The organism is Mesorhizobium sp. M1217 (genome assembly GCF_040318275.1).
Taxonomy (GTDB): Bacteria; Pseudomonadota; Alphaproteobacteria; order Rhizobiales; family Rhizobiaceae; genus Mesorhizobium.
This window is the reverse complement of sequence record NZ_JAMYMA010000014.1, coordinates 45,871-57,839: the sequence shown is the minus strand read 5'-3', so window position 1 is coordinate 57,839 and position 11,969 is coordinate 45,871. Positions and strand designations below refer to the sequence as shown.

General features: G+C 62.4%; 9 protein-coding genes and 2 pseudogenes. 7 read left to right on the top strand and 4 right to left on the bottom strand.

Translation table 11 applies throughout. The annotated features are described in order from the left end of the window. Positions 1–187: 187 nt before the first annotated feature. Together NKH37_RS22730 and NKH37_RS22725 are read right to left on the bottom strand one after the other, a co-directional pair. Positions 188–670: a hypothetical protein gene (locus NKH37_RS22730; protein ID WP_352589193.1), complete on the bottom strand. Its 483-nt coding sequence runs from the start codon at positions 668–670 to the stop codon at positions 188–190. Beyond that, positions 651–944, bottom strand: coding sequence for a hypothetical protein (locus NKH37_RS22725; protein WP_353041383.1), 294 nt, complete (start codon positions 942–944; stop codon positions 651–653). The genes NKH37_RS22730 and NKH37_RS22725 overlap by 20 nt, the downstream gene beginning before the upstream one ends. A gap of 91 nt (positions 945–1,035) precedes the next feature. Here NKH37_RS22725 and NKH37_RS22720 point away from each other — a divergent pair, with 91 nt between their 5' ends. From NKH37_RS22720 to NKH37_RS22690, 7 genes are read left to right on the top strand one after another with little or no spacing between them, the layout of a single operon-like run. Then, the gene (locus NKH37_RS22720; RefSeq protein ID WP_245278510.1) at positions 1,036–2,241 is read left to right on the top strand and encodes an ROK family transcriptional regulator; all 1,206 of its coding nucleotides are present in this window, start codon (positions 1,036–1,038) and stop codon (positions 2,239–2,241) included. Beyond that, positions 2,238–3,497, top strand: coding sequence for a M20 family metallopeptidase (locus NKH37_RS22715; RefSeq protein ID WP_352483871.1), 1,260 nt, complete (start codon positions 2,238–2,240; stop codon positions 3,495–3,497). The genes NKH37_RS22720 and NKH37_RS22715 overlap by 4 nt, the downstream gene beginning before the upstream one ends. A gap of 33 nt (positions 3,498–3,530) precedes the next feature. Beyond that, positions 3,531–4,592, top strand: coding sequence for a substrate-binding domain-containing protein (locus tag NKH37_RS22710; RefSeq protein WP_352716355.1), 1,062 nt, complete (start codon positions 3,531–3,533; stop codon positions 4,590–4,592). Between the two features lie 59 nt (positions 4,593–4,651). Then, positions 4,652–5,713 (top strand): substrate-binding domain-containing protein, encoded by a 1,062-nt coding sequence (locus tag NKH37_RS22705; protein ID WP_031193416.1) that lies wholly within the window; start codon positions 4,652–4,654, stop codon positions 5,711–5,713. 35 nt (positions 5,714–5,748) lie between these two features. Beyond that, on the top strand, positions 5,749–6,723 hold the full coding sequence (locus NKH37_RS22700) for an ABC transporter permease (RefSeq protein ID WP_023717074.1): 975 nt from the start codon (positions 5,749–5,751) through the stop codon (positions 6,721–6,723). A 12-nt stretch (positions 6,724–6,735) separates the two neighbouring features. Beyond that, positions 6,736–7,935 carry an alanine racemase gene (locus NKH37_RS22695; RefSeq protein WP_023717073.1) on the top strand — a complete coding sequence of 400 codons (1,200 nt, stop codon included), beginning with the start codon at positions 6,736–6,738 and terminating at the stop codon, positions 7,933–7,935. A 9-nt stretch (positions 7,936–7,944) separates the two neighbouring features. Beyond that, positions 7,945–8,697: an ATP-binding cassette domain-containing protein gene (locus NKH37_RS22690; RefSeq protein WP_036244138.1), complete on the top strand. Its 753-nt coding sequence runs from the start codon at positions 7,945–7,947 to the stop codon at positions 8,695–8,697. A gap of 104 nt (positions 8,698–8,801) precedes the next feature. On the opposite strand, the pseudogene NKH37_RS22685 reads toward NKH37_RS22690, so the two are convergent. Next, positions 8,802–10,226: pseudogene (locus NKH37_RS22685) on the bottom strand (transketolase-like TK C-terminal-containing protein); the annotation flags it as partial. Then, positions 10,193–11,632, bottom strand: a pseudogene (gene traG, locus NKH37_RS22680) (IncP-type conjugal transfer protein TraG); the annotation flags it as partial. The pseudogenes NKH37_RS22685 and traG, both read right to left, overlap by 34 nt. Positions 11,633–11,969 lie beyond the last annotated feature (337 nt).

Below are 11,969 nucleotides of genomic sequence, written 5' to 3'. Positions count from 1 at the left end.
AAATGCGAGAAAGTCATGCCTGTCTACGGGCGTCGCCAGTCTGCTCGGCCGCATTCTCGATCTGCTTTTGCCGAATGCACTGGTATTACGGTCGAGCAATGGAGCCCCGTCGAATGAGGGCTCGCGCCGAGCGGAAGCGACCAGTCCAGTACGGGTCATGCCCCTGCCCTGCGCACTTTTCCGCAGATCAACGTTCGTTGTTGTCATCCTCATAGCCTTCATAGTTGTCCTGCGGCGCATAATATTCCGCTGCGTCATAGACTTGGGTCTTCTTGTAGCGCTCTCCAGGCCAACCGCAGCGAGGCGCGAAAAGCCGTTGATCTTCAAGCCGCAGGCGATGCACTCGAAACGATTGGGCAGATATCTGCGTCTCGGTGATCTCGCCGTCCTCGAGTTTCTGTGTCGGCGCAGTGACGGGCTCACCCACGACCAACGCTTGGGAAGCGCACGATGGACAGTTCACCCGATGGCCGGCCGGGCGGATTGCCCAACCGGCCGCCGACTGGCTGAGCGTGGTGCGCTCCTCGTTGCTCTTGGCGGCCCAGGCGTTCTTGTGAGCGTCGACATCTCCCAGGACCGCCTTAGCGCCGTCATCGGCAGCGGCGGCGATGAGTTTGGCGGCGACTTTCGCCTCGGCATCCCCGATGAAGTCAGGCAGTGACATGCCCATCGAACCAAGGAGAACCTCGCATAACCGCCAGGCGATCGATGGATTGCGGTGCAATCTCGCATTTGATGAGCCCGTCGGCGACGATGCCGATATCGGACGACTTCACCTTCCTGAGCTTGGCAAGCGAGCGGTCGACGATCGGGTGCGGCGACGCAGCTTGGTCATCGCCACCAACGCCGCAAATCGGTAACACCTGGTAGTCGCCTTCGAAGGGCTTCCTGCTTTTCACCGGGACGTTAGATCGCCAGCGCTGCTGTTTTTCCCCGGTGTACAAACCCCTCTTTTGAGCGGCCAGTTGACTGCCGTCCAAAATGATTATTAAGTTCGGTGACAGAACGAATTAATCGGAGCTGCTGTTGAACGACGTGCCACGCATTTCTCGTCAGTTCTCGCAGCGCTCCGTCATGGAGGCGATCGTGCAAGGTGGGCCGATCTCGCGCGCTTCAATCGCAAAGCAGACCGGCTTGTCTAAGCAGACAATCTCCGAGATCGTCAGGACACTCGAGCAGGAAGGCTGGGTGCAGGAAACGGGGCGCACGAGCGGACATGTCGGACGCACGGCTGTCACTTACGAACTCGTATTTAACGCGGCCTACATCGCGGCGGTCGACCTCGGCGGCGCCAAAGTCCGGGTCGCCCTCACCGATCTTGCCTGCCAGATATTCGCGGAGGAAACGGCGCCGACCGATCCTCGGGGCGGACAGTTCGTCGTCGACCAGATCGTGGATCTAGCGCTTCAGGCGGCCCAGAGGCACCGCATCTCGCGCACAAAGATAAGGCTGGCGGTGATTGGTGTTCCCGGTGCACCCGACAAGAAGACCGGCCGCGTCCTGCTTGCCCCGAATATTGCCGGCTTTGGCACAATGAATGTCGTTCGCGCTTTCGAGCACGCATTCGGGTTTCATGTGGTGATCGAGAACGATGTCAATCTGGCGGTGCTCGGCGAGAACTGGCAGGGGTGCGGCCGCGGTATCGACAATCTCGCCTTCATAGCGCTGGGTACCGGCATCGGCAGCGGCCTCATGGTTGGAGGCAATCTGGTGCGGGGCGCCAGCAATGCAGCCGGCGAGATGGGCTTTTTGCCGATTGGCGCCGATCCTTTCGCGCCGACATCGTTGCGCGCCGGCGCTTTCGAGCGCGTGGTCGCAACCAACGCCATGGTTGAACGCTACGCGGCGCTGACGGGCAACATCGTCAACGTGCCGACGATTTTCCACAGTGCATTGGCCGGAGACAGGCATGCCGCGACGGTGCTCGACGAAACCGCGCGCTACCTGGCGCAAGGCATTGTGGCCATAGCGGCAATTGCCAATCCGCAAAAGGTCGTCCTGGGCGGCTCGATCGGGCTGCGGCCGGAAATCCTGTTGCGCGTTAGGGACCTGCTGCCGCGCTGCTTCCCCTATCCTATCGCCGTTGAGGCCAGCGAACTCGGGTCGCGGGCAGCGCTCATCGGCGCCGCCGCCATCGGGCTCGGCCAGTTGCACAACAAACTGTTCGGCGTCGACGCGCCCGACGGACGCATTTCGCTTCCCCCAGCCAGTTCGGCCGTGCTGCGCGAGGCCACGCTATGACCGCTTCAAAGGACATCACCGCCCGCTTGCGCGCCGCCCTCGATTGCGACGCAGCGGTGGAGCTTCTGCAGGGGGCAATCGGCCGCGAAAGCATAACCGGTCACGAAGAAAACTTTGTCGCCTTCCTTGAACACCGCATGCGCATGCTTGGCTTGAGCGAAATTCGGCGTGCGGAATTCGCGCCCGGCCGGCCCAATGTCTGGGGTGAGCGCAAAGGTGCCGGCGCCGGCAAGCGGCTGCTCTTCATCGGCCACACCGATACGGTTCATGTCGAGGGCTGGCGCGAGCACTGGGCTGGCACCGCCAGGCAGGATCCGTTTGCCGCGCCAATGATCGACGGGCAGATCTGGGGCCGCGGCGCCGGCGACCTCAAGGCCGGCATCTGCTCCGCGCTGTCGGCACTCTCTCTGCTCGACACGGCCGACATCGAACTGGCCGGCGACGTTGCCTTTGCCTTCGTCGGCGACGAGGAGAGCGGCCAGCCTGGAATCGGCGTCTCCGCCGGCATCAAGGACTTCGTCGGCCGCATCGAGAGAGGCGAAGTCGTGGCGCCCGATTTCATCGTCTATGTGGAGCCTACCCGCCTTTCGGTTTATCCGGCCCAAATCGGCTTCTTCATTACCGACATCACCGTCACCGGACGATCGGCCTATTTCGGCGTACCCGAACTCGGCAAGGATGCCTTGCGTGCAAGCCACGCCGTCATGAGCGCGCTGTGGAAGCATTCGGAAGATGTTGCAACCAGAGCCGAGCACCCGCTGATTGGGCGTGGCTTCCTGCTGATCACCGGGCTTGCGGGCGGAGGCTACATCGCGGTGCCCGAACGCTGCACGTTGTCGCTGATCCGCAAGCTGTTGCCCGGCGAGTCACTGGACGAGGCCGCCGGCGAAATCGAGGCAGTGGTGCGCGGCGCCATCACCGATCCTGAAATCATGTTGGCGTTCGCCTATCCGGCAGGCCGCGATCATCCGCTCGGGGGTAACGCCGCCGAGATTGCACCTGACAGGCCGGAGGTCGGCGCCCTTGCTGCCGCCATGGCCCGATCGATGGCTGGTCGCGGCGCCATCGAAGGCGCGCCATTCTGGTCAGAGTCATCATTTTTCACCAACCGGCTCGGCATCCCCGCCGTGTACTGCGCGCCAGGCGACATTCGCAACTGCCACACCTTCGACGAACACGTCGATGTCGAGGAATATCTGGCGGGCATCGTAGGCTTCGCCCGGTTCATGGCGGAGTATTGCGGCGTTACGGAATAAAGGACAACTGAGAGCGAAAATGGGAGAACTACCATGCTGATAGACAGACTTGTTGCTACAGCACTTGCAGGCAGTCTGATGCTGTTGGCCGGCGGAGCCGGCGCACAAACAGTGGGACCGAGCGGCGAGACGGCGACGCCCAGCGCCGAGGTTACTCTGTCGGACACAGATCTGGCCGCAGTGAAGGAGAAGGGCTACAAGGCCGCGCTGCTGTGGCACACCTCGTCCGACTTCACCAATGCGGTCAGCGCCGGCGCCAAGGATGAATTTGCCCGTGCTGGCATTCAGATCGTCGTGACCACCGACGCCGGCTTTGACGCGGCGCGCCAGCGCAGCGACATCGAAACCGCGCTCGCAGCCAAGCCAAACGTCATCCTGTCGCTGCCCCTCGATCCGGTCACTTCGGCCGAGGCTTTCCGTCAGGCGCTCACCGACGGGACCAAGCTGGTATTCCTTTCGAATCTGCCGAAAGGCTACAAGCACGGAACCGACTATGCCGCCATCGTCACTGACGACCTGTTCCAGATGGGCAAGCAGGCGGCCGATGCACTGGCCAAGGCGCTCGATGGCAAAGGCAAGGTCGGCTACATCTTCCACGACGCCAGTTACTATGTGACGAACCAGCGCGACCAGGCTTTCAAGACAACGATCGAGAAGGATTATCCCGGTATCAAGATCGTCGCCGAGCAGGGGATCTCCGATCCGGCGCGGGCAGAAGAGCTGGCCAGCGCCATGCTCGTGCAGCATCCCGATCTTGACGGCATCTACGTCACCTGGGCCGAACCGGCCGACGGCGTGCTGTCGGCCTTGCGGGCAAGCGGAAACACCGAGACCAAGATCGTCACGCTAGACCTCGCCGAACCGGTGGCGCTCGATATGGTCAAGGGCGGCAATGTGACCGCACTGGTGGCCGACAAGGCGTATGAGCTCGGTCGCGCCATGGCCGCTGTCGGCGTCAAGGCGCTGCTCGGCCAGGAAACGCCGGCCTTCGTCGTTGCCCCGGCGCTTACCGTGACCAAGCAGAACGTTGCGCAGGGCTGGAAGGATTCGTTGAACCGCGACGCACCGCAATCGGTGCTCGACGCGGCCAAGTGACAGGCGAATGCCGGCGGCCAATGAGGGCCGCCGACACCATAAAAACAAGGGGAACTGACATGCGCACAGCAATTGGAATGTTGTCGGCACTGGTAGCGCTCGTCGCCGCCAACGCCTTCGCAGCCGACGGCACCACCACGGGACCGAACGGGGAAAAGCCGACGCCGGCAAAGAGCGTCGTGCTCACACCAGCTGAGGAGCAGCAGATCAAGGACGGCAAATACACCGCCGCGCTGGTCTGGCATGAGATGAGCGAATACACCAACGCGGTGAACAGCGGCGCCCAGGACGAGTTGAAGCGGCTCGGCATCACGGTGGTCGCTCAGACCGACGCCGGCTTTGATGCAGCCCGGCAGAAATCCGACGTCGAGACAGTACTCGCCAAAAAGCCCTCGATTATACTGTCCCTACCGGTCGATCCCGCAAGTGCGGCCACCGTCTATGATCCTGCGCGCCAGGCCGGCGTGAAATTGGGATTCGTCGACAATTCGCCAGCAGGCTACGTTCACGACAAGGACTATGTGACCATCGTTTCGGACGACCTTTTCCAGATGGGCAATAAGGCCGGGATCGCAATGGCCGACGCGCTCGGCAAGCAGGGCAAGGTCGGCTACATCTTTCACGATGCCGATTTCTACGTCACCAACCAGCGCGATGGAGCATTCAAGCACACAATCGAGCAGGACTATCCGGACATGAAGATCGTAGCCGAGGCCGGAATGGCCGACCCCGCGCGCAGCGAGGAAATCGCGCAGGCGATGATCACACAGCACCCAGACCTCGATGGTATCTACGTCACCTGGGCTGAGCCGGCGCTTAGCGTGCTGTCCACATTGCGGGCGGCCGGCAACAGCCACACCAAGATCGTCACGCTCGACCTGAACGAACCGGCGGCACTGGACATGGTGAAAGGCGGCAACGTTGCGGCACTCATCGCAGACGAAGCCTATGACATCGGCGTGACGCTGGCACGCGCCACGGCCGCCTCGTTGATCGGCAAGAAGGCCGCGCCGTTCATGGTGGTCGATTCCCTCGCCGTCACCAAGGACACTGTCAAGGACGGGTGGAAGCGGTCCCTCAACAAGGACGTGCCCGCGACCATCGCGGCCGCCATGAAGTAGCGGCAGACAATGGCGCCCCGCCGGAGGAAGTGAGAATGTCGAGTATCAACACCAGCCCCGGCCGGGCAGCGAGCTTGGTCAGCCGCTTCAACCTGCAGCAATATGTCGTCTATCTCGGATTTCTGGCGATCTTTCTGTTCTTCGCGATCGTACTGAAGGACAGCGGTTTTCTGACGGTTCGCAACCTGTCGAACATCGTGCTGCAGACGGCACCCGTGACGATCATGGCGATCGGCCTTGTCTTTGTCATGTCGGCGGGCGAGATTGATCTTTCGATAGGTTCGATCGTTGCCGTGGCAGCTCTTGCTGCCGCGGTGGCGATAAACGCCTGCGGCTTGGTGGCCGGGGTGCTGGCTGGCCTCGGCGCCGGCCTGCTGATCGGCCTGCTCAACGGCGCCCTCGTGGCTTACGTCAAGTTGCCTTCATTCCTGGTAACGCTGGCGACGCTCGGGCTGTTTGCCGGCGTATCTCGCTCGATGACCGATTTGCGGTCGATCCCGGTCACCAACGACGCCTTCACCGGCTTCTTCGGCTCGGGTTCTTTGCTGGGTGTTCCGTCCTTGATCTGGTGGACGGTCATTGTCGTTGCGATCGCGCATCTCGTCTTTCGCGAGACGCGCTTCGGCGCCCATGTGCTGGCCACCGGCGACAACAGCCGTGCCGCCAGTGTTTCCGGCATCAGCGTGGCGCAGATAAGGCTGGCCGTTCTGACCATAAGCGGCGGGCTCGCCGGCCTTGCCGGGCTGCTCTATGCCGGCCGGCTGCAGGCCGCGAAATATACGCTCGGCGAAACCGACCTTATGACGGTGATAGCGGCCGTCATTGTCGGCGGAACCCTGCTCAACGGCGGCAAGGGATCGATTGTCGGCGCGCTGGTCGGCTCGCTGATGATGGGCATGCTGAACAACGGCCTCATTCTGATGGGCCTGTCCGTCTCCGATCAGATGATCGTGCGCGGATTGATCATTCTTGCGGCGGTCGCCGTATCGCTGCGCGAAAAGTCGCGTTGAAGGAGTTTTGTCATGTTCCTCGCTGTTCTGCGGCGCCGCAATCCGAGCTTTATAGAAAGCGCCATGCGCCTGCACCAGGAAGGAAAGCTGCCGGCTAATTCGTATGTGCTCGACCTCGATGCCGTCGAAAGCAACGCCCGGGTCCTGAAGCGCGAGGCCGACCGGTTTGGACTGAAGATTTTCGCCATGACCAAGCAGGTCGGCCGCGCCAGTTCGTTCTGCCATGCGCTCAAGCGCGGCGGCATCGATCAGGCCGTTGCCGTCGACATGGCCTGCGCGCGGGCAACGCACAGAGCCGGCCTGAGGCTCGGTCATCTTGGCCACCTGCAGCAGATCGCAAGGCACGAGGCCAATGCGGCGGCCAAAACGTTCAGGCCGGACTATTGGACCGTCTTCAACGACACCAAGGCTGAAGAAGCCGCTGCCAGCGCAAGGCTCGCCGGGTACACGCAAAACCTGCTTGCCCGCATCCGCGCCGATGGTGACGTTTTCTACCGCGGCCACGAAGGTGGTTTTGAGGCGGCCGATATCGCCGCGGTCGCCGAAAAACTGGATGGTCTCGACGGCGCACGATTCGCTGGCATCACCACCTTCCCGGCGCTGCTGTTCGACCAGACCACGCGAAAGGTCCTGCCGACACACAATCTGGCGACACTGGGCGGAGCTGCCGAAGCGCTCGCCAAGTCCGGCCGCAGCAACATAGAGGTGAACGCGCCCGGCACGACGTCGAGTGTCCTGCTTGGCGCGCTGGCCGAAGCCGGCGCCACGCAATGTGAACCGGGCAATGGCTTGGCCGGCACCACCGCGCTGCACGTCATGGAGGATCTGCCGGAGCTCCCTGCCGTTCTGTATTTGACCGAGGTGTCGCATTTGTCTGGCGGCAAAGCCTACTGCCTTGGTGGCGGCTTCTATATCGATCCGATCTTTCCGGACTATGAGGTGAAGGCAATCGTGTCCGCAGATCCCACCACGGCCGCCGCCGCGCTCAGAAACGTCGAGGTGCCGCCGCCTGCGGCAATCGACTATTACGCAATGATTGACGCTAGCGGCGCCAATGCTCCACGCCCCGGCGACACGGCGGTGTTCGGCTTTCGCGGCCAGGCGTTCGTGACCCGCGCCTACGTGGTCGGCATCTCCGGTGTCTCAAAGCGGGCCCCCCAAGTCGAAACGATCGAAAACGGTTTTGGCGAAACCGCTGCCTGGCCCGTCTAGGAGCAAGCGATGAACGCGACCATGACCGGCACGGCCCCTGTTTTGCAGCTGCGCGACATCCGCAAGAATTTCGGCGGCCTGACCGCCATCGAAAATTTCTCGCTCGAGCTCTATCCCGGCGAAATAGTGGCGTTGGTCGGCGATAACGGTGCCGGCAAGTCGACGCTGGTCAAGATCGTGACGGGGGTGCATGCTCCGACATCCGGGACGATCATCATCGAGGGGCAGGCGGTGGCAATGTCAAGCGCCACCATGGCGCGCGCCCACGGCATTGAGGTGGTCTATCAGGACCTGGCGCTCGCCGATCAGCAGACCGTCTACATGAACATGTTTCTTGGCCGCGAGCCGGTGAACCGCTTCGGCCTGCTCGACCGACGCCGGATGATTGACGACACCGAAAAGCTGGTGAAGGATCTCGACGTTCGCATCCCATCGGCTCACGCCACCATCCGCGATCTCTCGGGCGGCCAGCGCCAGGGCGTGGCGATCGCGCGCGCCACGCACTGGGCAAGCAAGCTGATCCTGCTCGACGAGCCAACCGCGGCGCTCGGCGTTGCCGAAACCGCCAAGGTCGAGACGATCGTTCTGTCGCTGAAGCAGCGCAATATTGGCGTGCTGATCATCAGCCACAGTCTCGACCAGGTGTTCAGGCTCTCAGATCGGATCTGTGTTCTGCGACGTGGCAAACAGATCGGCGTGCGCAAGACCAGCGAGACCGACAAGAACGAGATCGTCGCCATGATCACCGGGCTTCAGCACTAGCCTGGTCGATAGAGGCGCGCCGTTCCAGATACTGCGTTACCCGAGCAGTGAGTGGCATCACTTCAGATCCACGATCAGGCCTCGGCCAGAGAATGTTGCCAGCATCAATCTAGAGCACGCAGGTAGCGAATGGGGCGACCGCCGGCAATCCGGTCGGCCGCTGTGGCTATGGAATTGGCGTCGATGCCGAAATGCCCGTAAAGGTCGCCGATCGTGCCCGACTGGCCAAAATGCTCGACGCCGAGACTACGCGTGCGATGGCCGTAGACCGAGCCCAACCAGCCGAGCGCGGCCGGATGGCCGTCGGTGACGGCGACGATGGCGCAATGCGCCGGAAGGTCGGCAAATAACCTTTCGACATGGCTCCTGGCATGAACAACGCCGCGTTCGCGTGCCCGGCTCGCGGCAGTCCAGCCTGCGTTCAGCCGATCGGCCGAGGTCACCGCCAGGAGACCGACATCGCGACGGTCCTCCGCCATAATGCCGATAGCCTCGATGGCTTCCGGCGCAACCGCGCCGGTATAGGCAACAATTACTTCGGCATTAGGACCCGGATGCCGCAGCCAGTAGCCGCCGTCGATGATCTCCTGCTCGAGTACGGGCGTCACGCTACGCGTGATCTGCTCGACCGGGCGCGTCGAGAGCCGCAGATAGACCGAGCCGCCGGTCTCGTCGCGCAGCCAGGTGCGCTCCGACTGCACGGCGTCGCCGTCGCGCTGCATATAATCCAGGGCAAAGCGCATGATCACGCCCAACTCGTCGACGAAGGCCGGCTCGTAGGCGGCAAGCCCGTCTTGCGCTATGCCGATCAACGGTGTGGCGATCGACTGATGCGCCCCGCCTTCCGGCGCCAATGTGACCCCCGAAGGCGTCGCGACAAGGAGGAAGCGCGCGTCCTGGTAGCAGGCATAGTTGAGCGCATCGAGACCGCGCTGGATGAACGGATCGTAGAGTGTGCCGATCGGCAGCAGCCGTTTGCCGAAAACCGAATGCGACAGCCCAAGTGCCGACAGCAGGATGAACAGATTATTCTCGGCGATGCCGAGTTCGATGTGCTGGCCGGAGGTGCCGAATTCCCATTTCTGCGCCGAGGCGATGCGTTCGCTGCGGAAAGTGTCCGCGAGTGACTGACGCGCGAACAGGCCGCGCCGGTTGACCCAGGGGCCGAGATTGGTCGAAACCGTGACATCGGGTGATGCCGTGACGATCGCGTCGGCGAGCGGCCCGCCAGCCCGCGCAATCTCGTCCAGAATTCTGCCGAAGCCGACCTGCGTGGAGACGCTGCCTTTGGCTTCCGCGACGAGACGACCAGGGATCACGATGCGCTGGGCGTGCCGGCGCCGCTGGCCCTTTGCCGCGAACGGAACGGCATCGAGGAACCCTTGCAGCTCCAAATCCCCAACAGCCAATCCCTCGAAGGCGTCCCACTCCCGCCCGTCGCCGACCGACATCGAGGCGCGAAGGACCGCCATCTGATCCTTGGTCATCAGGCCGGCGTGGTTGTCCTTGTGGCCGGCGAGCGGCAGGCCGTCCTCTCGTCATTCGTGGCGAAGCTCACCCGCACATGACAATTGTCGAGGATGGAATTGTTCGGTCCGTAGGCCTTCTCGATCTGATTGAGCGATTGTGCAATCAGGAACGACTTGATGCCATACCCGGCCATGAAGGCCAGCGCGCTTTCGAAGAAATCGAGCCTGCCGAGCGCGGGAAACTCGTCCAGCAGCATCAAAAGACGCTGCCGGTGATCCTTCGCGTGAAGATTTTCGGCGAGCCTGCGGCCGATCTGGTTAAGCACGAGTCGCATCAGCGGCTTTGTGCGACTGATGTCCGATGGCGGCACGACCAGATAGAGCGTCGTCGGCCGTGCCTCCTCGACAAGGTCTGCGATCCGCCAGTCACAGTATGACGTCACCTTGGCCACAACTGGATCGCGGTAGAGGCCCAGAAAACTCATGGCCGTCGAGAGCACGCCGGAACGCTCGTTCTCGGACTTGTTAAGCAGTTCCCGAGCAGCCGACGCCACGACGGGATGCGGGCCTGCATCACCCAAATGCCGCGTCAGCATCATGGCGCGCAGCGTTGCCTCGATTGGCCGCTCTGGATCAGAAAGGAAGTTCGCCACGCCTGCGAGGGTCTTGTCTTTCTCCGCATAGAGCACGTGCAGTATTGCGCCGACCAGCAACGCATGGCTGGTCTTCTCCCAGTGGTTGCGGCGTTCCAATGTGCCTTCTGGGTCGACCAGGACATCCGCCACGTTCTGCACATCTCGAACTTCCCACTCGCCCCGTCGCACCTCCAGCAGAGGATTGTAGGCTGCGGATCCAGCATTGGTCGGGTCGAACAGAAGCACCTGGCCGAAACGGGCCCGCCATCCGGCCGTCAGTTCCCAGTTTTCGCCTTTGATGTCGTGGACGATTGCCGAACCCGGCCAGGTCAGTAGTGACGGCACGACCAGGCCGACGCCTTTGCCGCTTCGGGTCGGTGCGAAACATAGCACGTGTTCCGGACCGTCGTGGCGTAGATAGTGTCGGCCCAACATACCCAGGATCACCCCATCCTGACCGATCATCCCAGCGGCCTTGATTTCGTCTCGCGTCGCCCAGCGCGCCGAGCCGTAAGTCGTGGTATCCTTTCCCTCGCGCGCCCGCCACAGCGACGTCCCGATCGCTGCGACGATAGCCATGAGGCTTCCGCTCGCCGCAATCGCCGCGCCCTCCAGGAAGACGTTCGGCGCGTAGGCGTCGTAGAAAAACCACCACCAGAAAAAGGCTGGCGGCGGATAAACGGGGTGTCCAGCCAATTCGAACCACGGCGGACCGAGTTGGCTTTGAAAGTCGAGCCGCCCTGCCGTCCACTGTGTTGCTCCCCATGTTGTCGCGACGACGATCAGAAAGGCGGTGAGTATCTGGCCCCATAAAACCTTGCTTGCCGGCATCGGTCGTTTCCCAAATGGATGATCGGAACAACCGAAAAGCTCGAATTCCTAAATCCGCAAGAAAAAAGGGGCGGTCGAAGCAGCATGGCGTACCCGCACGTGGAAAGACTTGCCCGATGCGATCTCGAATGTTGAACGAGCATAGGGGGGCTGCTTTCTTCTGGAGCCGTTGAGCCGCTACTTGCCCAATGATAGTTAGTTGTCTCGGCTCAGATGGCATTTGACGAGATGGACGGGTTCTTGGAGAACCACGGATTGCGCATGACCAAATGAACAAGAGTCCTCAGCGGCGCGCCGAGCCGGAGAACACTCTAGTCCCGGCAAGTGGTGGTCAGCC